Below are 25786 nucleotides of genomic sequence, written 5' to 3'. Positions count from 1 at the left end.
GTTCACCGCATCTGATGGCGCAACCGTTCAAGCGCCAATCTAATCCTCGATTTGATCGTGCCCAGTGGCAGGCCGGTTTCTTCTGCAATCTCGCTGTGGCTCAGATCACCGAAATAGGCGCGTTCGATCAGTATTCTCTGTTTTTCGGGCAGGGCCTGAAGGGCCGCGCCCAGTTGTTCCGTTTCCTGTTGCAGGGCGATGGCGTCGTCCTGATCCGGTTCCGGTTCCGGCCCCCAGTCAAGCTCTTCCGGCTCTGGCCGGCGCTGCTTGCGGATCATGTCGATCTGGCGGTTCCGGGCGATCGTGAAGATCCATGTCGATACGCTCGCTTTCGCCGGATCGAACAGGCCCGCCTTGCGCCACAGGGTCGCCATCACATCCTGCGTACATTCCTCTGCCATGTCGGGGCTGGCCCCGGACTTCATCAAGAATGCCTTCACGCGCGGGGCGAAATGCCGGAACACCGCGGCAAAGGCCGCCTGATCCGCATGGTCCCGGATGGCCGCAATTTCCGCCACCCATTCCGCACGTTTAGACACTGCTTCTTCGTTCATTCCTGCCCCGATCCGGGTCCCGTTCAATACCAGCCCCGCCCCAGCATACGCAGGTGCCGTGGGGGCTGCATCATCTTTTGGATCCGCCAAGGTTTCGATGAACATAAACCTATTACGTCCGGTGGATGAAACTGGATCAGCGAAAAACTTTCCATCCGGTCGGCGCTGTCCCGCGTATCCCTTCCAGCAACAACGAACACGGCGGAGACGGACAGACAATGCCATTTGAAGCAAGCCGGGGACTGCCCCGAAAGATCGCGGTAATCGGCGGGGGAATCTCGGGGATGGGCGCGGCCCATCTTCTGGCACAGGACCATCGGGTGGTGCTGTTTGAATCCGAACATCGGCTGGGCGGGCATGCCCGGACCCGGATGGCCGGGCCCTATGGCACCGATCCGGTTGATACCGGGTTCATCGTCTTCAACTATGCCAACTATCCGCACCTGACTAAGCTGTTCGAAGATCTGGATGTGCCGGTCGTGGAATCCGACATGTCTTTCGGTGCCTCGATCGACGGCGGGCGGGTCGAATACGGGCTGGCCAGCCTTGGCGCACTTTTCGCGCAGCGGCGCAATCTGGCCCGACCGCAGTTCCTGCGTATGGTCCGCGACCTGTTCCACTTCAACGCCAACGCGCTTGACGCCTCCCGTGATCCGTCGCTGACCATCGGGCAACTGATGGACAAGCTGGGCATGGGGGACTGGTTCCGCAATTACTACCTTTTGCCGATCTCGGGCGCGATCTGGTCCACTCCGGTCGAGAAGATCATGGAATTCCCGGCCCATGCCATGATGACCTTCTTCGAAAATCACGCGCTTCTGCACCACACCGGGCAGCACCAGTGGTTCACGGTCGAGGGCGGCTCGGTGGCCTATGTCTCGCGGCTCGCCAACGCCATGGAAAAACAGGGGGTCGATATCCGCCTGTCCGCGCCGGTCGCAGGCGTCCGGCGCGGCCCGCAGGGGGTCGAGGCCCGTGCACAGGGCGGCGAGTGGGAGCTGTTCGACGAGGTCGTTATGGCGACCCATTCCGACGATACGCTGTCGATGCTGTCGGACGCCACGCCGCAGGAACGCGACGTGCTGTCCAACATCCGCTACCAACCCAACACCGCGATCCTGCATTCCGACATTTCGGTCATGCCGAAACGGCGTCAGGTCTGGTCGTCCTGGGTCTATACCGAGACACAGGGCCAGCAGAAGGACCGGATCGACCTGACCTACTGGATGAATTCGCTTCAGCCGTGGCTAAGGGGCGGCACCGATTATTTCGTGACGCTGAACACGACTCACCCGATCCGCGAAGACCTGATCTGGGATCAGGCGACCTTCCGGCATCCCGTCTATGACCATGCCGCGCTTGAGGCGCAGCGCAAGGCCGTGGCGATGAACGGGTCGAACCGGACGTGGTTCTGCGGGGCCTGGATGAAGAACGGCTTCCACGAGGACGGCCTGTCCAGCGCGGTCGATGTGGTCACCGCCCTGAACGCGGTCGAAGGGATGAAGCTGGCAGCGGAATGATGGCAACGGTCGATCATATCGCGGCCCAGACCTATCACGGGCGACGCGGCGGAACGAAGAACGCGTTCCGCTACTCGCTCGACTATGTCCTGCTGGATGCAGAGGCGGCGTTGAGAACGCCGCTTCTGTTCTCGCGGAACGGGCGCAACCTGATGTCGCTGTGGGACTTGGACCATGGTGGTGCGCCGGGGCAGGGCACGGGTCCCGCCTGGGTGCGGCAGGTCCTGTCGGACCGGGGGCTGGACCTTCCCGGCCCGCTCCTCCTCCTCGCGCAGCCGCGCATCCTCGGGCATGTGTTCAACCCGGTCAGTTTCTGGCTCTGCCATGATGCGGGCGGCACCCTGCGCGCGGTGATCGCCGAAGTGACGAACACCTTTGGCGACCGGCATTCCTACCTGTGTCACCACGACGATCTGCGCCCGCTGGACTGGGACGAAACCGTCAGCGCCCGCAAGATCTTTCACGTCTCGCCATTTCAGGACGTGACCGGCGACTATGCCTTCCGGTTCCGGATCGACGACGACCGGATCGACATCCGCATTGACTATCTTGCCGGGAACGGCGGGCTGGTCGCCACGCTGACCGGTCAGCGGGTGCCTGTCTCGACCCTGTCGATCCTGCGCAGCCTGTTGCGGCGGCCCTTCGGGTCGCGGCGGGTTCTGGCGCTGATCCATTGGCAGGCCCTGAAACTCTGGTGGAAAGGGGCGGTCTACCGGACCCGGCCTGAACCCCCGAAACAGGACGTCAGCCAGTGACTGTTCAGGCCGCATATGGGCAGCCCGGCCGGCTGCCGGCCTATGCGCTTTTCGGCGCGGTCCTGTCGGGGGCCGGGCTGCCCATCTACATCTACGCGCCGAAATTCTTTGCCGAAACCCACGGGGTTAGCCTTGTTGCGCTTGGCGCGGTGCTGTTCGGACTGCGGTTGTTCGACGTTGTGCAGGACCCGGTCCTTGGCTGGATCAGCGAACGGTTGCGCGGCGCGCGGGGGCTGGTCATGGCGTTTGCCGCCGGGGTCCTCGCCCTGTCGATGCTGGGGCTGTTTGCGGACAGCCCGCCGCTTGGCCCGCTTTTGTGGTTCGGCCTGACGATCACCGGGCTGTTCACTGCCTTCAGCTTTCTGTCGATCAATTTCTATGCCCGTGGCGTGACCAAGGCCGCCCACCTGCCCGGCGGCCATGTGCAACTCGCGGCTTGGCGGGAAAGCGGCGCGCTTCTGGGCATCTGCCTTGCTGCCATTGCACCGACGCTTCTGATCGGCCTGACCGACAACCCCTTCGGCGCCTTTGCGCTTGGCTTTGCCGCCGTAACCGCGGTTGCCGCAATCCTGATGGCGCCGGAATGGGCCGACGATCTGCACCACGACCCGACCCCGATTGGCACGATCCTGTCCGACCCGCTGGCCCGGCGGCTTCTGCTTCTGGCGTTGATCAACGCCACCCCGGTGGCCGTCTCTTCGACCCTGTTCCTGTTCTTCGTCGAAAGCAGGCTAGACGCGCCCGGCTGGGAAGGCCCTCTTCTGGTGCTGTTCTTCCTCTCGGCGGCCCTGTCCGCCCCCCTGTGGTCGCGGCTGGCCCAGACCTTCGGCACGCGCCCCGTGCTTCTCTCGGCCATGGGGTTAGCGATTGCCAGTTTCGGGGGCACGCTGCTTCTTGGGCCGGGTGATGCGCCCGTCTTTGCCCTGATCTGTGTCCTGTCGGGGGCGACCATCGGGGCCGACCTGACCCTGCTTCCCGCCGCCTTCGCCCGTCGGATGGCCGCGATCTCTCCTCAAGGGGGGCAGGGGTTCGGGCTTTGGTCTCTGGTCAACAAGTTCACGCTCGCTTTTGCGGCGGTGGCCTTGCTGCCGCTTCTCGAATGGTCCGGGTTTCAGGCGGGGGCACCGGCTCAGCCTGACGCGGCCCTTACCCTTCTGACGGTGCTCTACGCCCTTGTGCCGTCCTTGCTCAAACTCCTGGCCATCGGACTTCTCCTGGCCACCAGACTGGAGGATACTCCATGACGCCGACACTCGGTTTCATCTTCGGCGCGGGCCTCGTTCTTGCCCTCGTCCTTCTTGCGCAACGCAGCCTTTCCTTCGTGGCGCAAAAGCCCAGCGATTACGCGGGCAGCGAACCGGCCTTCGACATCCGGCAGGTCCTGAACGGCCCGATGGACTGCGAAGGCGTGATCTACGGACCGACCGGTCGGGTCACCTCGCGATTTGTCGCTGAAATGGATGCCACATGGACAGGCAACACCGGCCGCATGACTGAGGCCTTCCGCTATGCAACCGGCATGACGCAGGACAGGGAATGGACCCTGACCCTTGGCAATGACGGGTCGATCCGGGCCGAGGCGCCGGACCTTGTCGGCACCGGCCACGGCCAGCAGGAAGGCGCATCGGTCCTGCTGCGCTATCGCATCCGCCTGCCGGAAGAGGCCGGGGGCCATGTCCTGAACGTCACCGACTGGCTCTATCTTGCGCCGAACGGGCACATCATCAACCGCAGCCAGTTCCGAAAATTCGGGATCAAGGTGGCGGAACTGGTCGCCACCATGCGGCCAAGGGCGGTCGCCTGATGGAGTGGCAGGGGAAACGCTATTGGCTGATCGGGGCGAGCGAGGGGCTGGGCCGCGCGCTTGCCATGACGCTCAGCCGGGCAGGGGCCGAGGTGATCGTCTCGGCCCGGTCACAGGAACGGCTTGATGCGCTGGTGGCCGAACTGCCGGGCAAGGCGCGGGCCGTGGCCGTGGACGTCACCGACCGTCAGGCGGTCGAACAGGTCGCGCAGGACATCGGACCGATCGACGGCATGATCTACCTTGCCGGGGTCTATTGGCCCATGGCCGCGCAGGACTGGAACCCCGAACAGGCCGAGGCGATGGCCGAGATCAACTTTCTGGGCGGCATCCGCGCGGTGGGCGCGGTCCTGCCCGGGATGATCGACCGGGGGCAGGGGCATATCGTGCTGACCGGGTCGCTGTCGGGCTTTCGCGGGCTGCCGGGGGCCATCGGCTATTCCGCGTCCAAGGCGGGGCTGATGGCGCTGGGCGAATCCATGCAGGCGGACCTGCGCAAGACGTCGATCCGCGTGCAGCTGGCTAACCCCGGCTTCATCAAGACCCGGCTGACCGACAAGAACGAATTCCGGATGCCCTTCATCATGACCCCGGAAGAAGCGGCACAGGAAATGTTCGAGCTGATGAATTCGGACGCCTTCAAACGGTCTTTCCCAATGCTGTTTTCATGGGTCTTCCGCCTGTCGCAGTTCCTGCCCGACTGGGCCTACTACCGGCTGTTCGGCGCGCGCTGACGCGAAAATGACTTTGCGCAGGATCAAGGCGGGCGCATGATACCCCTGTCAGTCTGCCCTCAACCACAGACAGATCCGGAGCAAGAGCGATGATCCATATTTCCGCAGACAAGGTGGCCGAGGTCATCATCATGGCCCGCGAGTTGGGCCGCGCCGAGGCCGAGATGGACGCCTTCATCGACCGGCTGAACGAGGAAGAGCAGGCGGCGCTGGTTGCGGTGTTCTGGATCGGACGCGGCAGTTTCGAACCCGAGGAATACGCCGACGCCTATCGGACCGCTCAGGCCGAGGCGACGACGCCGACCGCCGAATACCTCAAAGGGTCGCCGCATCTGGCCGACCACCTCGAAAGCGGGCTTGATGCGCTGGGCATCTCTGCCTCGGACGAGGAAGACGAGCTGTATCGCGGCGGCTAGAGCGCCAGGCGAATTGCCTGAAGCATGACGCTCTAGCCCGGAAGGTGCGCCGCGAATTCCGCCCTTGCCCGCGCCCAAACCCCATCCGGGTCGGTTCCAAGTGCCAGAAGATGCGGCAAAAGCTGCCCCGCGAAATCCTCTGAACTTTCGCGCGGCAGAAGCGACGGCAGGTTGTCGATCGCCATGACGTCCAGCACCGGATTATCCTGCACCCGCAACACCGGAGCCTGCCAGTCGGTCGCCCGGTCATAGACCTTGATCGGGGAAAATTCGCTGTCCGGGTCACAGGCAATATCCCCGATCACGCGCAGGGCGCGGGCCGAGGTTTTTGCATCGGCGGGGACAAACACCGGGGTTCCGGGCCGGGCAAGGATGCAGTTCAGGAAGATCCCATGCTCCAGCACCTCGGGGAAGGGGCCGCCATGGGCGGTTTCAGCCATATCCCATTTCGTCACGTCGATCCCGACGGCACTGCACAGGTCCGACGCCCCGGCGCCGACGCGCCCCAGCGCCCCGATCACCAATGCGGCGGGCCTGTCGCCGCCCGCATCCAGCGCCCGGCGCACGTCGTCGGTCAGGGCCTCTGCGCTGGCATAGGTCGACACCGGGCCAAGCTGCCCGCCCCCGGCCTGTGCCGCCCAGTCCAGCGCCGAAAGCGCGGCCCCCGCGAACCCGGCCCAATAGCCGAATGCCGCCACCCGCCGCCCATCCGCATGGGTCAGGTATTCAAGGTCCAGAAGCGTCCCGCCCCCAGCCTTGAACCGGGCCAGCAAGCGCTGCCCTGCGGGCTGGCCCTTGTAGGCGTGGCCAAACATGATGTGGGTGTGGCGTAGGGGCGTGCCATCTTCGGGCAGTTCCTTCAGGCCGAAAATCACGGCATCCGCCGGGGCTTCGGTCCACCCACCTTCCGGCGCGATCTCGCAACCTGCCGCCGTGTAGCCGTCCAATTCGATCATCCGCTGGCGGCTGTTCTCGACCGTCACGCGAAACCCGGCGGCAATCAGGGTGCCCGCGCCCTCTGGGGTCAGCCCGACCCGTTCCTCGTTTGGCCGCTGTTCGGCGCGAACCCAAAGATGCAGCATTGTATCGGTCCTTCAGAAATGGGTGCGGGCGTGGATGCGGTCCGCCGGATCAAGATGCGGGGTGGCGTTGAACCCGGCAAGGATCGGCCCGACCGGGGTCACATGTACCCGGTGCAGCGAGGTATTATGGATCGGCAAAAGGACATGGGCCATCCGGCGCGGATCAAGGTCCAGAAGGTGGCGCAGGATCATCCCGATCACCCCGCCCGAGGTCACGCAAAGAACATGGCGGCCCGGCTGCGCGGCCTCTTGCAACACGGCAGCAACGCGGGTCTCAAAGGCGTCAAAGCTTTCGTTTCCCATGATCTCGGCGCGGTGCCAGGCCTCCATCAGAACCGGGATATGTTCGGCGAACCCTTCGCCATCGGGGCGCGGGATGCCATGCACCTGTTCCAGCGCGTCGGACAGATTGAAATAATCCAGCTCGTTCAGGCGCGGGTCCGTTACCGGATCAGGAAACCCCATCGCAGCCGCGGTCTGTTCATGGCGGGTCAGCGTGCCGCACAGGACGCTGTCGAACTGTTCGCCCTGATCGCGTAGCCAATCGCCCAGCCATTCCGCCTGCTGGAACCCAAGCGGCGACAACCGGTCATAGGAATGTTCGTCCGTCGCCGTGGAGTTTGCCTGCCCGTGCCGGACCAATGTGACCGTGCCCATATCGCCCCCTTTGTCTGTCCCCAAGGCCTAGGGGAGGCGGAGCGGAAAGACAACCGGCTGTGGTAAGCCCCCCGGAGACTGATCCCCGGGGGGGGGAAACAGCCGGCCGGATGGGGGCCGGAAATCGCAATCACACCGGCTGACAATCCACGATCTTCCTGAATCTTTCGTGAATCCGGAATGGGCGCTAATACGCCGGTTCGCGGGTCCGATCGGCGCTGCTATTGTATAACTGCCCGTGGGCAGGCGTCATGAACCAGACACCGTAGTCAGGAAAGGCCCCGTCATGCGTCATGCTTTGTGTTCCGCCTCGCTATTCGCCCTTCTCGCCTCGCCCGCGCTGGCAGAGGACGCCGCGCTGATCCTCGGGTCTGAACGATACGAACGGCTGGACCGCGTTTCGCGCGCCGACGATCTGCTTCAGGCCCGCGCCGGGCTGGAGGATCTTGGGTTTGCGGTTTCGGCCCTGCGCAACGGCCGGTCCGGCCCCACGGCCGAGGCGGTGGCAGAGTTCGTCGATACCAGCGCCGAAGCGGATCGGATCGTCGTGCTTCTGTCCGGTCACTTCGCGACCGACGGGGCGCGGACGTGGTTCCTGACCGCAGATGCCGACGCCCCCGGCCTGATGAATGTTGACGCGGCCGGGGTATCGGTCGACAGCCTGCTTCAGGTTCTGGCCCAGACCCCCGGTCAGGCCATTCTGGTCCTTGGGCCAAGCAGCCTGTCCGGCCCGGACCTTGACCCATGGCTTCGGATTGGGATCGGCGATCTGGACATCCCCCAAGGGGTGACCGTGCTGCGCGGGCTGCCACGCGACGTGGCCGACTTCGCAGAAGACGCGCTTGTCTCGCCGGGCCTCGACCTGGCCGAGGAGTTGCAGGATTGGACGGCGATCCGCGCCTCGGGCTACCTGCCCGCCACATGGACACCGATGCCCGCCGCCGAGGTCGAGGCACAGCCAGAGCCGACGCCAGAGCCGGAACCCACCACGGACCCATCCCGCGAAGACAGCGCATGGCGCGCGGCGGCAGAGGCGGACACCCTGAACGCCTACCGCGCCTATCTCGCCGCCTATCCCGACGGGCGCTACACCGCCGAGGCCGAGGCGATGATCGAAGAGATCCTCACTGAACCGAACCGCGATGCCCGCAAATCGGAAGAGGCCCTGTCCCTGACCCGCGACGAACGGCGCGAGATTCAGAGGGATCTGACCATCCTCGACTATGACACGCGCGGCATCGACGGGATATTCGGGCCGGGCACCCGCCGGGCGATCACCAACTGGCAACAGCAGACCGGCTATTCCCAGACCTCCTACATGACCCGTGAGCAGATCAACCGGCTGGACGCGCAGGCCGCCCGTCGCGCCGCCGAACTGGAAGCCGAGGCCGAGCGCCAGCGGGAAGAAGAACTGCGGCTCGACCGGGCCTATTGGGAAGAAACCGGCGCCAAGGGGGACGAGGCCGGATACCGCGCCTATCTTGGCCGCTACCCGGATGGGGTCTATTCCGAAGTCGCCTCCAGCCGCCTTGCCCAGATCGAAGAGGAAAACCGCGCCGCGGCAGAGGCCGACGACCGACAGGCATGGGACCGGGCCGTTGCCGCCAACACGGTCGCCTCTTACCGCGACTACCTTGAAATCTGGCCCAACGGCGTCTTCCGGGACGAGGCGCAGGCCCGGATCGACGCGATGATCTCGCAACAGAACAGCGCCGCCGACATGGAAGCCGCCGAAGCCGCCGAACGCCGCCTTGGTCTTAACCCGATCACCGCGCGTCTGGTCGAGGCGCGTCTGGCCCAGCTTGGCCTGAACCCCGGCGTTGTGGATGGCCGCTTTGACGATGACACCCGCAGGGCCTTGCGCCGCTACCAGCGCGCGCGCAATCTGACCGTGACGGGCTACCTGAACGAGGCAACGGTGGTCCGGCTTCTGGCAGACAACGTACGAGTCGACAGCAGATGAGTCACTACTACCGCCTGATGCGGCTTGCGGAACGGCCCGATGCCATTGGTCCCCTGTCTGACCTGATGGAACAGATTTGGCCCGACCACTATGGCGCCTCGGGCGGCAGTGATGCGCGGGCCGATCTGGAACGGCGCAAAGGTCAGGGGCAGGTGCCGTTCGGCATCGTGGTCCTTGACGACCGGGATCAGCCGGTCGGGGGCGGCGCGGTCGAACCCACCTCTTTCGGGGCGCTGGATGACGAAGGGCCTTGGGTGGTCGGGCTCTGTGTCGACGGGCGGCACCGGGGCATCGGCCTTGCCAGCCAGATCGTCGCCATGCTCGAGGCCGAGGCCGCGCGCCTTGGCCTGACCCGGCTGCACACGACGGTCGCCGAGGCGCAGGGGCTGATGGCCCGGCGCGGCTGGTGCGGGCTGCGCGATGTCGCGGACCAAACCAAAACCTGGAAGATCATGGTCAAGGACCTGGGCTAGGTTTCGGCTTGCACCCGCCGGGCCGGTTTCGCAGGATCGCGCCGACCGTTACAGCCAGAAGGCGCCCAGCGTGCAAGACACCATGACATCGGCGGTGACCATCGAAAGATGCAGCCCCCGCGACCCCGAAGCCACCGCCCTGATTACCGCAAGCCACGCCTTTCTTCTGTCGAAATACCCGCCAGAGTTTTCCTTTGCCCTGTCCATCGACGACCTTTGCGTGCCGTCGATCCGGTTCTGGACCGCGCGGATTGGCGGCGCTGCACGGGGCTGCGTGGCCCTTGCCGACAAGGGCGACTATGGCGAGTTGAAGTCGATGTATGTGGACCCCGCCGCGCGCGGGGCCGGGATCGGTGCGCTGCTGGTGTCCACGGTGATCGGGGCCGCGCGGGACGCGGGCCTGCCGATGCTGCGGCTGGAAACCGGCGATGACCTTTATGATGCGCACCGGCTGTATCGGCGATCCGGCTTTGTCGATTGCGGGCCGTTCGGCGATTACGTCGAAGGCCCGCATTCAGTGTTCATGGAGCGCCCGGTCTAGTTTCCACCGCCCAGAATCGCATTCAAAAGGTCGACGATCGGGTCGCGTCCCTGTTGGCCGCCACCGTTGACCGGGGCGGCTCGCACAGGCTCAGGCGGGGCCTGCATCGGCAGCGGCACGGGCTGCATCCCGGTCAGAACGCGGGTCATGGTTTCATGCCAGATCTCGGCCGGAAGACCGGACCCGGTCACCCCCGTCAGCGGCGTGTTGTTGTCATAGCCCATCCAGACCCCGGCCACGTAATCGCCGGTAAAGCCGATGAACCATGCGTCGCGGGCGGCCTGCGTGGTGCCGGTCTTGCCTGCGATCTGCCAGCCGTCGACGCGGGCGCGCTGCCCGGTGCCGTTCTGCACGACGTTGTGCATCATCCACGTCAGCTGTCGGGCGGCATCTTCGCGGATCACCCGTTCGCCGATCCCGCCGCCCGTGCCCATCAGGGGCACGTCATCGCCCTGAAGGCGCAGTTCGACCAGACCATATGGGGTCACCGACGACCCGCCGTTCAGGATGCCGGCATAAGCGCCTGTCATCTCGATCAGGGTCGATTCCGACACCCCCAGCGCCAGAGACGGGCCAGCGGCTAGGTCGCTTTGCACCCCGAACCCCTCGGCGATGGTGCGGACGTTGTCGCGCCCGACCTGCTCGGACACTTTTACTGCCGGGATGTTCAGTGACCGGGTCAGCGCCTCGGTCAGGGTCACGGCCCCGGAAAAGTCGCGGCTGTAGTTCGACGGACACCATTCGCCCGATCCGGGAACGGTCATGCAGAATGGTTCATCCACGACGATGTCATTCGGGCTCATCCCCAGTTCCAGCGCGGTGGCATAGACGAAGGGTTTGAACAGAGACCCGGTCTGGCGCAGGGCCTGCGTTGCCCGGTTGAACGCGCCCGAGGCCTGCGTATTGCGCCCGCCAACCATGGCCCGCACAGCGCCATCGGCGGACATGACCACGATAGCGGCCTGCGCCTCTGACCCCTCGCGCACCTTGTTCTCGAACACCCATATCAGGGCCTCTTCGGCGGCGGACTGGATGCGCGGGTCCAGCGTGGTGCGGATGATCACGTCTTCGGTGGTGTTGCGGGTAAAGAACTCCGGCCCCGAATCCATGACCCAATCGGCGAAATACCCACCCGCGCGGGCGGCGGCAGCAGCGCTAAGTCCGGCCGGGTTGTCGCGCGCATCACGGGCCTGCGCGGCGGTCAGGTATCCCTGATCTTCCATCAACCCGATGACGACATTGGCCCGGTCCCAGCTGCGTTGCAGATTGTTGGTCGGGGCATAGGTCGTGGGCGCCTTCAGCAGCCCTGCCAGAATCGCGGCCTGGCTGGGGTTCACCTCATTGGCCGAAATCCCGAAATAGCGCTGCGCGGCCGCCTCGAACCCGCGGGTGCCCGCGCCCAGATAGGCCCGGTTGAGGTAGATCGTCAGGATGTCTTCCTTGGAATAGCTGACCTCCATCGCCATCGCGTAGATCGCTTCACGGACCTTGCGGGCAAGGGTCGTGCGGCGGCAGTCGGCTTCGTACTCCGCTTCACTTTCCCATGTCTCGGGGTCGTAGGGCGTGCCAAGGCACAACAGTTTGGCGGTCTGTTGGGTGATCGTCGACCCGCCGTTGCCCTCCAGCGGGCCACGGCCTTCGCGCATGTTGATCCGGATCGCACTGGCCACGCCGCGTGGCGAGATGCCGAAATGGCGATAGAACCGCTTGTCCTCTGTCGCGACCACGGCGTTGTGTAGATGCGGTGAAACGGTCTGGGCGTCGATCATCCCGCCGAACTGGTCGCCCCGCCATGCGAAGACCTGCCCTGACCTGTCCAGCAAAGTCACCGACCCGCGTGCGCGCCCATCGACCAGCTCTGACACCGGCGGCAGGGTCGTCGCGGTATAGATCACCGCGCCGGCAATGATGATGCCGACGACAAGCCCGATCCGCCAGCTGACACCCCAGATCACCCGGAAGATCCAGGCCACCATTGCCCAGATCCATCCCAGCGGCCCGCGCGGTGCGCGGCGCTTGGCCGGGGGCCTGCGCTTGCCACCACCGCCACCCGATGGCTTGCGCCGGGGTTTCGACGCGGCGGCCTTCGGTTGGCCGGAATAGCGTTTCTCGGCCACCAGCGTGGGTCTGGATCGGTTCGGTCCGGTCATCTGCTCTGCTCGTTCAGCGTGGGTCTTTTGGCCGACAATACCCCCAATGTTTTCGGATGTAGAGCGGATTGAGTCGCCTTTGGCCGGGGCTTTTCGCTTAGCGTTCTGCACAAAAAATAACCAAAAGGAACTTTTTGTGCAAAAATTGTGCACCTTCGACGTGACAACCCATTTTGCAGGTGCAGCATTTCTTGTCTCCGGCGGGCTGTCGCGCACCCTTTGCCCTGTCAGGCGTCACCTGCCGTGGCGTCCGCAGCATCGAAATCTGCAAGGGGAAGACCGTGAAACTCATCATTGCGACAATCAAACCGTTCAAGCTCGAGGAGGTCCGCGAGGCGGTCACCGCCACGGGCGTGCGCGGCATGATGGTGTCCGAGATCAAGGGGTTCGGATCGCAGTCCGGCCACACCGAGATCTACCGCGGCGCCGAATACGCCGTGAACTTCGTGCCGAAGGTGCGGCTCGACATCGTCGTGCCGGATGCCATGGCCGACGAGGTCGTGGCGACCATCGCCAAAACCGCCCGCACCGAAAAGATCGGTGACGGCAAGATTTTCGTTCTCGACGTCGAAAGCGCCATGCGCGTTCGGACCGGTGAGACCGGCGACGACGCGCTCTAGGCAACCTCACAAGGGACAAGGACACATGAAACTGAACCGTATTCTCCCCCTCGCCGCCGCGCTTGCCGCGATCCCGGCGCTGGGCTTCGCGCAAGAAGCCGAAGTGGCCGCTGCGCCCGACATCAACCCCTATATCTTCACAACGCTTCTGTTCCTGATCGGCGGGTTCCTCGTCTTCTGGATGGCAGCCGGCTTTGCCATGCTCGAGGCCGGTCTGGTGCGGTCCAAGAACGTGACCATGCAGCTGACCAAGAACATCGCGCTCTTCTCCATCGCCGCGATCATGTATTGGCTGGTGGGCTTCAACCTGATGTATCCGGGCGACGCCTGGTCCATTGCTGGATGGCTTGGCGGCTTCAGCCCGACCTCGCTTGAACCGGTCGGCCTTGCTGCCGAAGATGCGGCGCTCGACTATGCCTCTGTCGGCTCCGACTTCTTCTTCCAGCTGATGTTCTGTGCCACCACCGCCTCCATCGTGTCCGGCACGCTGGCCGAACGGATCAAGCTGTGGCCCTTCCTGATCTTCACCGTCGTTCTGACCGGTATCTTCTACCCGATCGAAGCCTCCTGGCAGTGGGGTGGCGGCTGGCTGTCCGAAGCCGGGTTCTCCGACTTCGCCGGCTCGACCCTCGTGCACGCTGCCGGTGGTTTCGCCGCGCTGGCCGGTGCCCTGATCCTTGGGCCGCGGATTGGCAAGTACAAGGACGGGCGCACCATCCCGATGCCGGGCTCGAACCTTGCCCTCGCGACGCTTGGGACGTTCATCCTGTGGCTTGGCTGGTTCGGGTTCAACGGCGGCTCGCAGCTTGCCATGGGCACCGTGGGTGACGTGACCGACGTGTCCCGCATCTTCGCCAACACCAACATGGCCGCGGCGGCCGGGGCCGTTGCCGCCCTGATCCTGACCCAGATCATGTACAAGAAGCCGGACCTTACCATGGTGCTGAACGGCGCTCTGGCTGGCCTCGTGTCGATCACCGCCGAACCGCTCGCGCCGTCGCTCTTTGGTGCGCTGCTGACCGGTGCCGTGGGTGGGATCATCGTGGTCTTCGCCGTGCCGATGCTGGACAAGCTGAAGATCGACGACGTGGTCGGTGCCATCCCGGTTCACCTGATCGCAGGGGTCTGGGGTACGCTGGCGGTTGCCTTCTACACCGGCAACTGGGGTGCGCAGATCCTCGGGATCGTCGCGATCGGGGCCTTCACCTTCGTCGCCTCGGCGGTCCTGTGGTACATCCTCAAGGTCACCATGGGCATCCGGGTTTCGGAAGAAGACGAAATCAACGGGCTCGACATGGCCGAGCTGGGGATGGAAGCCTACCCCGAATTCTCGAAAGGCTGATAAACCTTCCAGTCAGCTGATTAGGCAAACTGCCCGGGCGGGACACCGCCCGGGTTTTTTGGTGTCCGGGCTTAGTCGACCCGCTTCGGGGCGCCGGTCGCCATATCCGTCCCGATATAGGGCAACTTCGCGGCCTTCCATGCGCCGAACCCGCCGCCCATATGGGCCACGGTCTCCTGCCCGGCGGCCAGCGCTGCCCGCGCCACCCGCTCGGACCGCATCCCCGATCCGCAATGGAACACGATCTTCTTCGGGCCGCCAAAGGGAACCGTCTCGGGCCGGAAGAACGGCATCGGCATCAACATCGCGCCGTGGATGTGTTCGAACATGAACTCCTGCGTCGTGCGCACGTCGATCAGGGATATCTCCCCGGCCTCCAGCGCGGCGGAAACCTCCTCCGGGGTCCAGGTCTCAAGGGTTCCGTTGTCGGTCTGTTCGGTCTGCATGATGTTCTCCCATCTGTGTCTACCAAGGATGTGGCCGCTTGCGGCGTGAATGCAAGGCCCGCTACAGCGCCTTGGTCAGAGAAACCCGCTTGGTCAGTTCGGCGGCGCTTTCCTTGCGTTCGGAATAGCGATCGACCAAGTGCTCGCGAATGTCGCGGGTCAGCAGGGTAAAGCGGACCAGCTCCTCCATCACGTCGACGATCCGGTCATACAGCGCCGAGGGCTTCATCCGGTCGTCCGCGCCAAACTCCTGCCACGCTTTCGGCACCGACGACTGGTTCGGGATCGTCAAAAGCCGCATCCAGCGCCCAAGAATGCGCAACTGCCCCACGGTGTTGAAGCTTTGCGATCCACCTGACACCTGCATCACCGCCAGCGTCTTGCCCTGCGTCGGCCGAACCGAGCCGAGCGACAGCGGAATCCAGTCGATCTGCGCCTTCATGATCCCGGTCATTGCCCCGTGCCGCTCGGGCGAGGACCAGACCATCCCGTCGCACCAGTTCACCAGATCGCGCAGTTCCGCGACCTTGGGGTGATCCGTGCCCGCCGTATTGGCCGGATCATCCGGCAGCGGCAGGCCAGAGGGGTGAAAGAACCGCACCTCTGCCCCCAGCTTGGTCAGGATGCGCCCGGCTTCTTCCGCGGTTAGACGGCTGAACGACCGATCCCGCAGCGACCCATACAGCAACAGGATGCGCGGCGGATCGCTGCGCCGTTCACTGGGGAACAGGGCGCCGGGGTCGGGCAGGTGGAACAGATCATCGACAATATTCGGGGTATCGGACATGGGGCCGACCTTTCAGCAGCAGGTAACTTTGGAAATGACGGGATCGCACAGCGCCGGACTGGCGCCGCAGCAATCCTCCATCAGATAGGCCAGCAATGCGGCCATGCCGGACATATCCGCGCGATAGCGGATCGACCGGCCTTCGCGCGTGGCAGAGACAAGCCCCGCACGCGCAAGGATCGACAGATTGGTGGACAGGGTGCTGGGCGGCATCTCCAGCCGCTCGGCGATCTCACCCGCAGGCAGACCGTCCGGCGCGTGTTTGACCAGCAGACGAAAGGCGGCCAACCGCCCCTCCTGGGCCAGGGCGGCAAGCGCCTCTATTGCGTTCTTTGATTCCATATTTCGAGAAATATAGAAATAAAAGGCATAGTCAAGGCCCGCGCGATGGCGGGCCGAAACTTTGTCGGGTCAGACCCCGGCGTCGATGATCGCCCTGGCAAGGATCGGCACAGTTTCGCTGTTCAGACCGGCAATGTTCATCCGGCTGTCCGATACCATGTAGATCCCGCTGTCGGCGCGCATCTTTTCCACCTTCTCGGCGGTGGTGCCGATGCGGCTGAACATGCCCCGGTGATGGGCGATGAAATCGAACCGGTCGGAATTCGACAGGCGGCGCAGCTCATCGGCCAATTGGGTGCGCAGGCCCAGCATGGTGTTGCGCACCTCTTCCAGTTCCGCCTCCCAATCGGCGCGCAGCGCAGCGTCATTCAGGATGGTCGACACGATCCGCGCCCCATGGTCCGGCGGGAAGGAATAGTTCTGACGGTTCAGGAAATTCAGCGTGCCCTGCGTGGTCTTGCCCCGTGCGGCATCGCCAATCGCCATCAGGATACCGGTGCGTTCGCGGTAGATCCCGAAGTTCTTGGAGCAAGAGGCCGCGATCAGGCATTCATCGACCGCACCGGCCACGGCGCGGGTCGCGGCGGCATCGGCGGCAAGCCCGTCGCCAAAGCCCTGATAGGCGATGTCGATCAACGGCACCGCGCCCTTGGCCTTCAGGTGGGCGATGACCTCGTCCCACTGGTCACCGGTCAGGTTGGCCCCGGTCGGGTTGTGGCAGCAGCCATGCAGCAGGACCACGTCGCCGGATTTAAGCCCGGCCAGATCGGACATCATGCCGCCGAAATCGACACCGCGGGTTGCCTCGTCGAAATAGCGGTATTCGGCCATTTTCATGCCGAGGTATTTGATGATGGAAGGGTGGTTCGGCCAGGTCGGGGCCGACAACCAGACGGTCGCCTCGGGCGCGGCCATGCGGATCAGTTCCAGCGCCTGCCGGATCGCACCGGTGCCACCCGGGGTGGCCACGGCCGACACGCGGTCGCGAGCTACGGCATCGCCCAGAACCAGACCGACCATCGCATCGGCATAGGCCGGATCGCCGGCCAGCCCGGTATAGGCCTTGCTGTCCTGGCTTTCCCAGATCCGCTGCTCGGCGGCCTTGACCGCCCGCATCACCGGGGTCAGCCCGGTCGGATCCTTGTAGACCCCGACCCCAAGGTCGATCTTATCGGCCCGCGGGTCCTCGCGGTAGGCCTGCATCAGCATCAGGATCTTGTCAGCGGGTTGGTCTTTGAGATGCTCCAGCATCATGCGTCTCCGGTGGCTATGGGAAGATCGGGGTACATACCCCATTCGGACCACGACCCGTCATAGATCGCATGGTCCCGCTTGCCCTGACGCTCCAGGGCCAGCGCGAGGATCGCGGCGGTGACGCCGGACCCGCAAGAGGTGATCGCCGGTTTCGACAGGTCAACGCCCGCCGCCTCGAAAATGGCGCGGGTCTGGTCGGGCGATTTCATCGTGCCGTCCGCATTCAGCAATTCCTTGAAGAACACGTTGCGCGCGCCGGGAATATGGCCCGACCGCAGCCCCTCGCGCGGCTCGGCCACCTCGCCCCGGAACCGTTCGGGCGCGCGGGCGTCGATGATGGCATAGTCGCCCAGCTTCGCGGCGCGGGCGACTTGGGTCACGTCCTTCACCATCTGGTTCTGGCGCATCACGGTCATATGGCGGTCCCGGATATGGGGCGGTTCGTCGGTCAGGAGGCGGCCCTCGGCGCTCCACTTGGGCAGGCCGCCGTCGAGAACAGCGATGTCGGTCTTGCCCATCAGGCGGAACAGCCACCAGACGCGGGCCGCCGAAAACAGGCCGGACCCGTCATAGACAACCACCTGATGACCATCGCCGATGCCCATCGCCCGCATACGGGCCATGAATTTCTCGACCGGGGGAACCATATGCGGCAGGTCCGACCGCAGGTCGGCGATCTCGTCAATGTCAAAGAAACGGGCGCCGGGGATATGCGCGGCCTCGTATTCGGCCTTCGGGTCGCGGTTGTCGGCAGGCATGTACCAGGACGCGTCCAGAATGCGCAGGTCCGGGTCTTTCAGGTGCGCCGCCAGCCATTCGGTGGACACCAGCGTTTTCGGGTCGCTTTCCAACTGCGCGGACATGGGTCGCCTCTCCCTGTTCTGTCGCGTGAAGGTCAGGGGGTCACTAGCGCGGGGAACCCTGCCGCGCAAGGGCGTTGGCGCAAACGAAAGGGGCGCCCGAAGGCGCCCCGCTACTCGTAACCTCAACGCGTCACTTACCCAACGCACTCTTTACTGCACCGACAACCGCCAGCAGCACACCGCCGCCAACGCCACCTCCGGCCACCTGGGTCAGGATGCCGCCGATGCCGCTCGCGGCCTCGCCGTCAATCGCGCCGCCGGTCAGCATTCCCAGAATCTGGCCACCTATGCCGCCGCCCAGAATACCGACAAGCGAGTTTCCAAGCGTGCCCAGCGACAGGTTCTTCAGCACGCCGCCAGCCACGTTGCCGCCGATCGCACCCGACACCAGTTGAATAATCAGTTGTTCCATCGTCCCCATTCTCCCTATCTGCCCGACAGAACGTCAGACGTTGTCCAACACAAACCACGGCGGCGGGGCTGGAAACAGAGGGAGAAATCAGTGGTTTTTCCCCGAAACGGGGCGCGGGTCAGTTGTTCTGCCGCAGCAGACGCTGCTTCTGGCGGTCCCAATCGCGCTTGGCGTCGGTGGCCCGCTTGTCGTGCAGCTTCTTACCCTTGGCCACGCCGATCTTCAGTTTCACAAGACCCTTGTGATTGAAATACATGACCATCGGGACAAGGGTCATGCCCTGCCGCTGGGTTGCATTCCACAACCGCGACAGCTCTTTCCGGCTCACCAGCAGCTTGCGCTTGCGCCGCTCCTCATGACCCCAGGTCTTGGCCTGTTCATAGGGCGCGATATAGGCGTTGGTTAGCCACAACTCCCCATTGTCGACCGAGGCATAGCTTTCCGCGATATTCGACTGCCCGGACCGCAGCGATTTCACCTCGGACCCCGAAAGGATGATCCCCACCTCAAGATCCGACTCGATGGCATAGTCGTACCGGGCACGCCGGTTCTCGGCGATCACCTTGTAGTTCGGGTCTGTCTTCGGTTTCTTGGCCATGGTCCGCCCGAGATAGGGGATCGGCCCATGCCACACAAGGGCATCAATGGCTTATGGCTACAGGCTCGCCTCGCCGCAATACAGCCGCGTCAACTCGGCCCGGGACTGTTCCGGGGTCAATCCACGCGACAGGACATGGGCCAGTTTCACATAGGCCGCCTCGACCGTGATATCGGCGCCATCGACCACGCCCGCATCGACAAGAACCGCCCCGGCGGCATAGGTGCCAAGGGCAATCCGGCCCTCCGGGCATTGACTGACCGCGATGACCAGCGTGCCCTTGTCGCGCGCCGCCGTCAGCGCATCGCGCAACGCCGGGCTGTCCGGCACCGTCCCCGACCCATAGCAGCGCAGCACAACGCCATCGCATTCGGTCAGGGCCGCGCGGATCACATGGGCCGACACCCCCGGCGCGATCGACAGGATCGCGATGTCGTGGGTGCCGAAATCATGTACCCGGCGCTGGGTGGACGACACGCGCGGCGGGGTCGATTCCGCTGCAGCCTCGAAGGCATCAGGGGCCGAGGAATGGGACTTGCGCACCCGCGCCCCATGCAGCCGGTTTCCCGCGAATTTCACCCAGACCCCGGCCGGGGCCATCGTCGCCGCGTCCAGCGCGTTCGACAGGTTGGCCCAGCCATCGCTGCCCGGCTGGGTCAGCGGAAGCATCGACCCGGTCAGGATCACCGGGCGGTTCAACCCTTCAAGGGCAAAACACAGCGCCGCGGCGGTATAGGCTAGCGTGTCGGTCCCATGGGTCACAACAAACCCGTCATAGGCATCAAGATTGTCAAAGATCGCCCGCGCCACGCGGGTCCAGTCGGCAGGCGTGGCATTGGCGCTGTCGATCAGCGGATCGAGGCGCAGGATATCCACCACCTCTCGCAGCTCGCCCTGCGCCCGCAACTCCGCAATAGCGTCCTCCACCACACCGGCGCGGGGGGCATAGCCCCTCTCGGTCCGGTCCATGCCAATCGTTCCACCGGTGTGAATCAGAAGTATGGACATTTGACGCCACCTGTTCCGTTTGACCCTACCTGACCCATGGGCAAGGCAACCGCAAGGGGACTTGATCGGGCTGGCGCCCCTCCGCGCACCTGCTAATGTGCCCGCATGACCGCCCGTCCGATCCTGTCCAATGACACCGCGCGCCGCCTGTTTCTGGACCGGCACGGGCTCTTGTCGACCACCGGCGGGCCCGGACGCGGCACCGATCTGGCCAATGTGATCACCGATCTTGGCTTCGTTCAGGTGGACAGCGTCAACACGCTGGCCCGCGCACATGACCTGATCCTCTGGTCGCGGCGCGGGCAATATCGGCCCCCCGCCCTGCAATCGCTGTTGCACCGGGACCGGGTGGTCTTCGAACACTGGACCCACGATGCCTCCGTCATCCCGGTCGCCTTCTTCCATCACTGGCGGCACCGGTTCGAAACCGACCGGCAACACCTTCACCGCCGTTGGCAGGAATGGCGGCGCGACGGGTTTCTGGACAAGATCGAAGAGGTCCGCCGCCAGATTGAAACGCAGGGCGAATGCACCTCGGGATCTGTCGGCGAAGGCGAAGAACGCAAATCTGGCGGCTGGTGGGATTGGCACCCGTCGAAAACCGCGCTCGAATACCTTTGGCGCACGGGCGAGGTGTCGGTGGTGCGCCGCGACGGGTTCCAGAAGGTCTATGACCTGACCGAACGGGTGATCCCCCCGGCGCATCTGTCCGCCCGGACCGACCGCGACGAAAGCGTGGATTGGGCGATGCGGGCCGCGCTGGACCGGCTGGGATTCGCCACCAGCACCGAGCTTTCCGCCTTTTGGGAACTCGCCACCAAGGACGAGGCCCGCGCATGGTGCCAATCCGTCCAGTCACGGGGCGAGATTATCGAGGTCGAAGTGGAAGGCGCGACCGGCGAGCGGCGCCGCGTCTTCGCCCGCCCCGGCGCATGGGAATCCCCGCTGCCCGATCCATCGGCCCGCGTGCGCATCCTGTCCCCTTTCGACCCGGCTTTGCGCGACAGGGCGCGGGCCGAGCGGCTGTTCGGTTTCCACTACCGGATTGAAATCTTCGTCCCCGCGCCGAAACGGACCTATGGCTACTACGTCTTCCCGGTGATGGAAGGCACCCGCCTGATCGGCCGGATCGACATGAAGGCGGACCGGACCGCCGGGGCCGTCGAAATCACCGCCTTCTGGCCCGAAGCCGGGGTGCGGATGGGCCGGGGGCGGCTGTCCCGGCTGGAGGCCGAGATCGAACGGATCGCCCGGTTTGCGGGCTGTCCGAACCTCCGCTTCGCCCCCGACTGGCTGCGCGATCCCATGACGCGATAGCGCAGGTTCCGGGTCGTCTGCCGTCCACAGGGGCGCGATAGTGCCCGCATGACCCAGACCCTGCTTCCCTTGCTCGTCTTCCTCTTCCCGCTGGCCTATAGCCCCGGACCGGGAAACCTGTTCTTTGCGGCCAATGGCGCGCGCTTTGGCCTGCGGGCAACCTTGCCTGCCAATGCCGGATATCACGTTGCGACCTGGGTGGTGACGGTGGGGATCGGGCTGGGCTTTTCAGCCTTGTTAGACACTGTTCCGGCCTTGTTTCGCTGGATCGGGATCGCCGGGGCGCTTTATGTTCTGTGGCTGGCGCTGGGCATCCTGCGGGCCGGTCTGACCCCGGATCGGGTCACGGCGCGGGTCGCGGGCTGGTGGGACGGCGCGGTGCTTTTGCTGCTTAACCCCAAGGCCTATGTGATCATCGGATTGATGTTCAGCCAGTTCCTCGCGCCGACGAAGGACCATCGGGCCGGGCTAGTCCTGTTTATCGCAACGGTCTTCACCCTCAACAACTTGCTGGCCTTCCTGCTGTGGACCATCGCGGGGGACAGCCTGGCCCGCAGCTTCCGCAATCCGGCGCAGGCGCGGTGGCTGACGTTGGCCATGGGCGGAGCGCTGCTGCTGGTCGGGCTCTGGATGTTGCGGAACGGGGTGGTGGGGTGAATCTCACCCCACCTTCCTTGTCCGGACCAGCGCAAAGACCCCGCTGCCCACTACCAGAACAGACCCGGCGATCATCAGCGTATCGGGCCGTTCCCCGAACACCGTCGCGCCCAGCACAATACCAAAGACCAGCCTTGTATAGCGCCACGGGGTGACCGCCCCCACCTCGCCCGTCCGCATGGCAATGGTCAGGCTGTTATAGGCGAAGACGCCGAAAACCGTGGCCGCTGCGATCAGCCCGGCGGTGGGCAGGTCCGGCAGGTGCAGCCCGCCTTCAACCGTGGCAAGGATCGCCCCGGCCAGCGTCAGCATCGAAAATCCGCAGATGCCCAGTTGCGCATTCGACAGAACCGGCGGCGCGGCGCGCGTGGCCAGATCGCGGCCCGCGAACCCCAGCATCCCCAAAAGCGCCAGAACGGACAGCGGCTCGAACCCCGCCAGCCCCGGCCGCAGGATCAGCAGCACCCCGGCAAGGCCGACCCCGATCGCCGTCCAGCGCCGCCAGCCGACCCGTTCGCCCAGAAACAGCGCCGCCCCCGCGACCACGACCAGCGGCGTTGCCTGAAGGATCGCCGTGGCAAAGGTCAGCGGCGTCAGGACAAAGGCCAGCGTGTAGAACAGCCGCCCCGTCACCTCGAACCCCGACCGAACAAGGATCGGACGCGACAGATAGGCCGAAGACCAGATGTCCTGCCCGTTCCGCCTTGTCAGACCCACAAACGCCAGCAAGCCACCCAAGCCAAACAACATCAGAACCTCGCCCGTGGGCAGGCTTCGGGCGGCGGCCTTGAGGAACATATCCTCAACCGCAAATCCCGCCATCGCGGCGATCATGAAAAGGCTGCCGCGCAGGTTATCCCCCATGGGTCACCCGCCCGCCCGCGATGGTCGCCCGAATACCAAGGGTGTCGATCTCTGCCTCCGGCACCGCCTCGATATCGCCGGTCAGGATCACCAGATCCCCGGCAAGGCCCGGACGGATCGTGCCGGTCAGCCGCTCCATATGCGCGGCCCATGCCCCGCGCGCGGTATAGGCGGCCAGCGTGTCGGCCAGCGGCAGCCGCTGGTCGCTGGCACCGGGATAGGGGCGGCGGGTCAATTGCGCCTGGATCCCGCGCAGAACGGAAATATCCGTCACCGGCCAGTCGGAGGAAAAGCAAACCACGGCGCCCGCCGCCTGCAAATCGCGGCACAGGAACGCATCGCTCAGGCGGTCCGCCCCGAACGGCTCCGTCCCGTCCAGACCAAAGTCCAGAACCCCCGGCCCATGCACCGGCTGGATCGAACAGGCGACACCCAGCGCGGCAAAGCGGGGCAGGTCGGCCCGGTCCAGCATCTCGATATGTTCGATCCGGTGGCGGCTGTCGCGGGGGCCGTTGGCCGCGCGGGCGGCGGCGTATCCGTCCAGCGTCCGGCGCACGGCGGCATCGCCGATGGCATGAACCGCAATCTGCAACTCGCGCCGGTCGGCCTCTTTCGCGATACGGGCAAAATCGTCCTGCCCGAACAGGCCCGCGCCCCGGTGGCCCGGCTGGCCGGGATAGTCGCCCAGCCGAAAGGCCGTGCGGCTGTCCATCACCCCATCCATGAACAGCTTGACCATGCCCGACGACAGCCAGTCATCGGCATAATCGGCGGTCAGGGCGCTGGCCTCCTCCATCTGGTCCAGCCCCATGTCCGGCTTGAAATGGAACGGCACCTTGACCCGCGCGGTCAGCCGCCCCTCGGCCCGCAACCCGTCCAGCAGGGCAAGGGTATAGCGGTTCCCGTCCATGTTGATGACGCTGGTAATCCCGTGGGCCGCGCAATGGGCCAGCCCCCGCGCGGCCTTTTCCCGGTCTACCGCCAGCGCGGCGGCATCGGGCCACGGCGACGGATCGCGGCCCGTGGCAATGCCAAGGTTCACCCGCTCGTCGCCGCCAAGGGCGATGACCTTCGCAAAGGCCTCGAATTCGCGCAATTCACCGGTGGCAGTGCCATCTTCGGCCATGACCACGTCGTGCCCCGGCGGTGTATCGGCCCCGTGCAGCAGCCTGGCGGCGCGCAGGGCGGCGGTATTGGCCCAGACGGTGTGATGATCCGGCGCGGTGATGGCGATGGGGCGGTCCGCGATCACCCGGTCAAGGTCATGGCGGGTCATCGGGCGCCCGATCAGCCCATAGTCGCCACCCTGTCCCATCAACAGCGGGGCGTCCGGGTTATCGTTGGCAAAGGCGCGGAACGCTCCGGTCAGCGCCGCTTCGCCCTCGATCCCGACAAGGGACAGGTGGGTCAACTCCGACCCGCCCAACACAAGGTGCAGGTGGCTTTCGACAAAGCCCGGCAGAACGGTCGCGCCGCCTGCGTCGATCACGCGGGTGTCCGGCCCGGCAAGCGGTTCGACCTCGGCCCGGTCGCCCACCGCGACGATCACCCCGTCGCAAATGGCCACAGCCCCGGCGCGGGGCCGGTCCGCCCACATGGTCAGCACGCGCGCCCCGGTGACGATCAGGTCAGGGGCGCGGGTCGCTGTCATCTCAGTTCAGAAGGCCCGCGTGAACCATGGCGCCGCGCACCCGGTCCTTGGTTCCGTCGGTCAGGTCAACCAGCGGCGACCGGACCTCGTCGGAACACAGGCCCAGCAGGGACATGGCGTATTTCGCGCCCGCAACACCCGGCTCGACAAAGATCGCCTGATGCAGCGGCATCAGCCGGTCGGCAAGGGTCAGTGCGGTGGCGTAGTCGCCCGCAAGCGTGGCTTCCTGCATCTCGGAACACAGTTTCGGCGCGACGTTGGCGGTGACGGAAATGCAGCCGATGCCGCCCATGGCGTTGAACCCATGCGCGGTGGCGTCCTCTCCAGACAGCTGGATGAAATCCGCGCCGCAGGTGATCCGCTGGGCCGCGACACGGGCCAGATCGCCGGTCGCATCCTTGACGCCGACGATCATCGGGTGCTTGGCCAGTTCGCCCATGGTCGCGGGCGACATGTCCACGACCGACCGGCCGGGGATGTTGTAGATCACGATCGGCAGGCCCACTTCGGCAGTGGCCATGAAATGCGCGAACAGCCCGGCTTGGGTCGGCTTGTTGTAATAGGGGGTGACAACCAGCGCCGCGTCGGCCCCGGCGGTCTTGGCGGCTTCGACCAGACGGACGGCTTCGATCGTGTTGTTCGACCCGGCCCCGGCAATGACAGGCACCCGGCCCGCCGCCTGCGCGACAACAGTTTCGACCACCAGATCATGCTCTTCATGGCTCAGCGTCGGGCTTTCGCCCGTGGTGCCGACCGGGACAATCCCGTGGCTGCCCTGATCGATGTGCCAGTCGACAAGTTTCTTGAGCGTCTCAAGATCGACTTGGCCGTTCGCGAACGGCGTGACGAGGGCAGGCATGGACCCCTTGATCATGATACGCTTCCTTCAGGTTGGACGGGGCGGTCCATCCGCCCCTTGAAATGCGCGCGGAACCTAGACGGGTTTCCGCCGATTGCCAAGTTTGTGAGTTGCGTG

28 protein-coding genes are annotated in these 25786 nt (G+C 65.2%); 13 read left to right on the top strand and 15 right to left on the bottom strand.

Going from position 1 to position 25786, the window contains the following annotated elements:
* Positions 1-2 precede the first annotated feature (2 nt).
* On the bottom strand, positions 3-554 hold the full coding sequence (locus tag EU803_RS08910) for a sigma-70 family RNA polymerase sigma factor (RefSeq protein ID WP_207209184.1): 552 nt from the start codon (positions 552-554) through the stop codon (positions 3-5).
* Between the two features lie 218 nt (positions 555-772).
* On the opposite strand from EU803_RS08910, the gene EU803_RS08905 reads away from it, so the two are divergent.
* From EU803_RS08905 to EU803_RS08880, 6 genes are all read left to right on the top strand, one after another.
* Positions 773-2074, top strand: coding sequence for an FAD-dependent oxidoreductase (locus tag EU803_RS08905; protein ID WP_129681935.1), 1302 nt, complete (start codon positions 773-775; stop codon positions 2072-2074).
* Positions 2071-2829: a DUF1365 domain-containing protein gene (locus EU803_RS08900; protein ID WP_129681933.1), complete on the top strand. Its 759-nt coding sequence runs from the start codon at positions 2071-2073 to the stop codon at positions 2827-2829. The genes EU803_RS08905 and EU803_RS08900 overlap by 4 nt, the downstream gene beginning before the upstream one ends.
* Positions 2826-4073, top strand: coding sequence for an MFS transporter (locus EU803_RS08895; protein ID WP_129681931.1), 1248 nt, complete (start codon positions 2826-2828; stop codon positions 4071-4073). The genes EU803_RS08900 and EU803_RS08895 overlap by 4 nt, the downstream gene beginning before the upstream one ends.
* A complete protein-coding gene (locus EU803_RS08890) occupies positions 4070-4633 on the top strand; it encodes a DUF3833 domain-containing protein (protein WP_129681929.1) in 564 nt (187 codons plus the stop codon). Before EU803_RS08895 ends, EU803_RS08890 begins: the two co-directional genes overlap by 4 nt.
* Positions 4630-5367 carry an SDR family NAD(P)-dependent oxidoreductase gene (locus EU803_RS08885; protein WP_129681927.1) on the top strand — a complete coding sequence of 246 codons (738 nt, stop codon included), beginning with the start codon at positions 4630-4632 and terminating at the stop codon, positions 5365-5367. Before EU803_RS08890 ends, EU803_RS08885 begins: the two co-directional genes overlap by 4 nt.
* Before the next feature lie 89 nt (positions 5368-5456).
* Positions 5457-5783, top strand: coding sequence for a DUF3775 domain-containing protein (locus EU803_RS08880; RefSeq protein ID WP_129681925.1), 327 nt, complete (start codon positions 5457-5459; stop codon positions 5781-5783).
* Positions 5784-5815: 32 nt separating this feature from the next.
* On the opposite strand, the gene EU803_RS08875 is transcribed toward EU803_RS08880, so the two are convergent.
* Both EU803_RS08875 and EU803_RS08870 read right to left on the bottom strand, forming a co-directional pair.
* On the bottom strand, positions 5816-6865 hold the full coding sequence (locus EU803_RS08875; RefSeq protein ID WP_129681924.1) for a saccharopine dehydrogenase: 1050 nt from the start codon (positions 6863-6865) through the stop codon (positions 5816-5818).
* Between the two features lie 12 nt (positions 6866-6877).
* Entirely contained in the window at positions 6878-7522 is a 645-nt protein-coding gene (locus EU803_RS08870) for a histidine phosphatase family protein (protein WP_129681922.1), read from the bottom strand.
* 286 nt (positions 7523-7808) lie between these two features.
* Between EU803_RS08870 and EU803_RS08865 the strand changes: the two genes are divergently transcribed.
* The 3 genes from EU803_RS08865 to EU803_RS08855 all read left to right on the top strand — a co-directional run bounded on the left by EU803_RS08865 (position 7809) and on the right by EU803_RS08855 (position 10499).
* Positions 7809-9485 (top strand): peptidoglycan-binding domain-containing protein, encoded by a 1677-nt coding sequence (locus EU803_RS08865; RefSeq protein WP_129681920.1) that lies wholly within the window; start codon positions 7809-7811, stop codon positions 9483-9485.
* The gene (locus EU803_RS08860; RefSeq protein ID WP_129681918.1) at positions 9482-9958 is read left to right on the top strand and encodes a GNAT family N-acetyltransferase; all 477 of its coding nucleotides are present in this window, start codon (positions 9482-9484) and stop codon (positions 9956-9958) included. Before EU803_RS08865 ends, EU803_RS08860 begins: the two co-directional genes overlap by 4 nt.
* A 70-nt stretch (positions 9959-10028) precedes the next feature.
* On the top strand, positions 10029-10499 hold the full coding sequence (locus EU803_RS08855) for a GNAT family N-acetyltransferase (protein WP_242494324.1): 471 nt from the start codon (positions 10029-10031) through the stop codon (positions 10497-10499).
* On the opposite strand, the gene EU803_RS08850 is transcribed toward EU803_RS08855, so the two are convergent.
* Positions 10496-12649: a PBP1A family penicillin-binding protein gene (locus EU803_RS08850; RefSeq protein WP_129681916.1), complete on the bottom strand. Its 2154-nt coding sequence runs from the start codon at positions 12647-12649 to the stop codon at positions 10496-10498. The two genes, EU803_RS08855 and EU803_RS08850, sit on opposite strands and share 4 nt — an antisense overlap.
* A 281-nt stretch (positions 12650-12930) precedes the next feature.
* Between EU803_RS08850 and EU803_RS08845 the strand changes: the two genes are divergently transcribed.
* Together EU803_RS08845 and EU803_RS08840 are read left to right on the top strand one after the other, a co-directional pair.
* On the top strand, positions 12931-13269 hold the full coding sequence (locus EU803_RS08845; protein ID WP_129681914.1) for a P-II family nitrogen regulator: 339 nt from the start codon (positions 12931-12933) through the stop codon (positions 13267-13269).
* A 25-nt stretch (positions 13270-13294) separates the two neighbouring features.
* The gene (locus tag EU803_RS08840) at positions 13295-14611 is read left to right on the top strand and encodes an ammonium transporter (RefSeq protein ID WP_129681912.1); all 1317 of its coding nucleotides are present in this window, start codon (positions 13295-13297) and stop codon (positions 14609-14611) included.
* 71 nt (positions 14612-14682) lie between these two features.
* On the opposite strand, the gene EU803_RS08835 is transcribed toward EU803_RS08840, so the two are convergent.
* From EU803_RS08835 to EU803_RS08800, 8 genes are all read right to left on the bottom strand, one after another.
* A complete protein-coding gene (locus tag EU803_RS08835) occupies positions 14683-15057 on the bottom strand; it encodes a rhodanese-like domain-containing protein (RefSeq protein ID WP_129681910.1) in 375 nt (124 codons plus the stop codon).
* 61 nt (positions 15058-15118) lie between these two features.
* A complete protein-coding gene (gene arsH / locus EU803_RS08830) occupies positions 15119-15844 on the bottom strand; it encodes an arsenical resistance protein ArsH (protein ID WP_129681908.1) in 726 nt (241 codons plus the stop codon).
* 12 nt (positions 15845-15856) lie between these two features.
* Positions 15857-16186 carry a metalloregulator ArsR/SmtB family transcription factor gene (locus tag EU803_RS08825; protein WP_129681905.1) on the bottom strand — a complete coding sequence of 110 codons (330 nt, stop codon included), beginning with the start codon at positions 16184-16186 and terminating at the stop codon, positions 15857-15859.
* Between the two features lie 69 nt (positions 16187-16255).
* Complete coding sequence (locus tag EU803_RS08820; protein ID WP_129681903.1) at positions 16256-17437, bottom strand: amino acid aminotransferase; 1182 nt, start codon at positions 17435-17437, stop codon at positions 16256-16258.
* A complete protein-coding gene (sseA, locus tag EU803_RS08815; protein WP_129681901.1) occupies positions 17437-18303 on the bottom strand; it encodes a 3-mercaptopyruvate sulfurtransferase in 867 nt (288 codons plus the stop codon). The genes EU803_RS08820 and sseA overlap by 1 nt, the downstream gene beginning before the upstream one ends.
* 130 nt (positions 18304-18433) lie before the next feature.
* Entirely contained in the window at positions 18434-18715 is a 282-nt protein-coding gene (locus EU803_RS08810; RefSeq protein WP_129681899.1) for a hypothetical protein, read from the bottom strand.
* 118 nt (positions 18716-18833) lie between these two features.
* On the bottom strand, positions 18834-19313 hold the full coding sequence (smpB, locus tag EU803_RS08805; protein WP_129681897.1) for an SsrA-binding protein SmpB: 480 nt from the start codon (positions 19311-19313) through the stop codon (positions 18834-18836).
* A gap of 57 nt (positions 19314-19370) precedes the next feature.
* Entirely contained in the window at positions 19371-20321 is a 951-nt protein-coding gene (locus EU803_RS08800; RefSeq protein WP_129681895.1) for an asparaginase, read from the bottom strand.
* A 105-nt stretch (positions 20322-20426) separates the two neighbouring features.
* Between EU803_RS08800 and EU803_RS08795 the strand changes: the two genes are divergently transcribed.
* Both EU803_RS08795 and EU803_RS08790 read left to right on the top strand, forming a co-directional pair.
* Entirely contained in the window at positions 20427-21638 is a 1212-nt protein-coding gene (locus tag EU803_RS08795; RefSeq protein ID WP_129681893.1) for a crosslink repair DNA glycosylase YcaQ family protein, read from the top strand.
* 48 nt (positions 21639-21686) lie between these two features.
* Positions 21687-22295: a LysE family translocator gene (locus EU803_RS08790; RefSeq protein WP_129681891.1), complete on the top strand. Its 609-nt coding sequence runs from the start codon at positions 21687-21689 to the stop codon at positions 22293-22295.
* 3 nt (positions 22296-22298) lie between these two features.
* Here EU803_RS08790 and EU803_RS08785 read toward each other — a convergent pair whose 3' ends face one another.
* From EU803_RS08785 to dapA, 3 genes are read right to left on the bottom strand one after another with little or no spacing between them, the layout of a single operon-like run.
* Positions 22299-23159 carry a DMT family transporter gene (locus EU803_RS08785; protein WP_129681889.1) on the bottom strand — a complete coding sequence of 287 codons (861 nt, stop codon included), beginning with the start codon at positions 23157-23159 and terminating at the stop codon, positions 22299-22301.
* Positions 23149-24810: an amidohydrolase gene (locus tag EU803_RS08780; RefSeq protein WP_129681888.1), complete on the bottom strand. Its 1662-nt coding sequence runs from the start codon at positions 24808-24810 to the stop codon at positions 23149-23151. The genes EU803_RS08785 and EU803_RS08780 overlap by 11 nt, the downstream gene beginning before the upstream one ends.
* A gap of 1 nt (position 24811) precedes the next feature.
* Positions 24812-25684, bottom strand: a complete 873-nt coding sequence (dapA, locus tag EU803_RS08775) for a 4-hydroxy-tetrahydrodipicolinate synthase (protein ID WP_129681886.1) — start codon at positions 25682-25684, stop codon at positions 24812-24814.
* Positions 25685-25786: the final 102 nt, after the last annotated feature.

It is taken from the genome of Loktanella sp. IMCC34160, assembly GCF_004145845.1.
Lineage (GTDB): Bacteria > Pseudomonadota > Alphaproteobacteria > Rhodobacterales > Rhodobacteraceae > SELP01.
The sequence above is the reverse complement of the archived record's forward strand: the minus strand, read 5'-3'. Positions and strand labels throughout refer to the sequence as shown.

Coding starts and splice junctions, on each gene's coding strand:
- EU803_RS08910 (WP_207209184.1), bottom strand. CDS start 554: ATGAACGAAGAAGCAGTGTCTAAACGTGCGGAATGGGTGGCGGAAATT.
- EU803_RS08905 (WP_129681935.1), top strand. CDS start 773: ATGCCATTTGAAGCAAGCCGGGGACTGCCCCGAAAGATCGCGGTAATC.
- EU803_RS08900 (WP_129681933.1), top strand. CDS start 2,071: ATGATGGCAACGGTCGATCATATCGCGGCCCAGACCTATCACGGGCGA.
- EU803_RS08890 (WP_129681929.1), top strand. CDS start 4,070: ATGACGCCGACACTCGGTTTCATCTTCGGCGCGGGCCTCGTTCTTGCC.
- EU803_RS08880 (WP_129681925.1), top strand. CDS start 5,457: ATGATCCATATTTCCGCAGACAAGGTGGCCGAGGTCATCATCATGGCC.
- EU803_RS08875 (WP_129681924.1), bottom strand. CDS start 6,865: ATGCTGCATCTTTGGGTTCGCGCCGAACAGCGGCCAAACGAGGAACGG.
- EU803_RS08870 (WP_129681922.1), bottom strand. CDS start 7,522: ATGGGCACGGTCACATTGGTCCGGCACGGGCAGGCAAACTCCACGGCG.
- EU803_RS08865 (WP_129681920.1), top strand. CDS start 7,809: ATGCGTCATGCTTTGTGTTCCGCCTCGCTATTCGCCCTTCTCGCCTCG.
- EU803_RS08860 (WP_129681918.1), top strand. CDS start 9,482: ATGAGTCACTACTACCGCCTGATGCGGCTTGCGGAACGGCCCGATGCC.
- EU803_RS08850 (WP_129681916.1), bottom strand. CDS start 12,649: ATGACCGGACCGAACCGATCCAGACCCACGCTGGTGGCCGAGAAACGC.
- EU803_RS08840 (WP_129681912.1), top strand. CDS start 13,295: ATGAAACTGAACCGTATTCTCCCCCTCGCCGCCGCGCTTGCCGCGATC.
- EU803_RS08835 (WP_129681910.1), bottom strand. CDS start 15,057: ATGCAGACCGAACAGACCGACAACGGAACCCTTGAGACCTGGACCCCG.
- arsH (WP_129681908.1), bottom strand. CDS start 15,844: ATGTCCGATACCCCGAATATTGTCGATGATCTGTTCCACCTGCCCGAC.
- EU803_RS08825 (WP_129681905.1), bottom strand. CDS start 16,186: ATGGAATCAAAGAACGCAATAGAGGCGCTTGCCGCCCTGGCCCAGGAG.
- EU803_RS08820 (WP_129681903.1), bottom strand. CDS start 17,437: ATGCTGGAGCATCTCAAAGACCAACCCGCTGACAAGATCCTGATGCTG.
- sseA (WP_129681901.1), bottom strand. CDS start 18,303: ATGTCCGCGCAGTTGGAAAGCGACCCGAAAACGCTGGTGTCCACCGAA.
- EU803_RS08810 (WP_129681899.1), bottom strand. CDS start 18,715: ATGGAACAACTGATTATTCAACTGGTGTCGGGTGCGATCGGCGGCAAC.
- smpB (WP_129681897.1), bottom strand. CDS start 19,313: ATGGCCAAGAAACCGAAGACAGACCCGAACTACAAGGTGATCGCCGAG.
- EU803_RS08800 (WP_129681895.1), bottom strand. CDS start 20,321: ATGTCCATACTTCTGATTCACACCGGTGGAACGATTGGCATGGACCGG.
- EU803_RS08795 (WP_129681893.1), top strand. CDS start 20,427: ATGACCGCCCGTCCGATCCTGTCCAATGACACCGCGCGCCGCCTGTTT.
- EU803_RS08790 (WP_129681891.1), top strand. CDS start 21,687: ATGACCCAGACCCTGCTTCCCTTGCTCGTCTTCCTCTTCCCGCTGGCC.
- EU803_RS08785 (WP_129681889.1), bottom strand. CDS start 23,159: ATGGGGGATAACCTGCGCGGCAGCCTTTTCATGATCGCCGCGATGGCG.
- EU803_RS08780 (WP_129681888.1), bottom strand. CDS start 24,810: ATGACAGCGACCCGCGCCCCTGACCTGATCGTCACCGGGGCGCGCGTG.
- dapA (WP_129681886.1), bottom strand. CDS start 25,684: ATGATCAAGGGGTCCATGCCTGCCCTCGTCACGCCGTTCGCGAACGGC.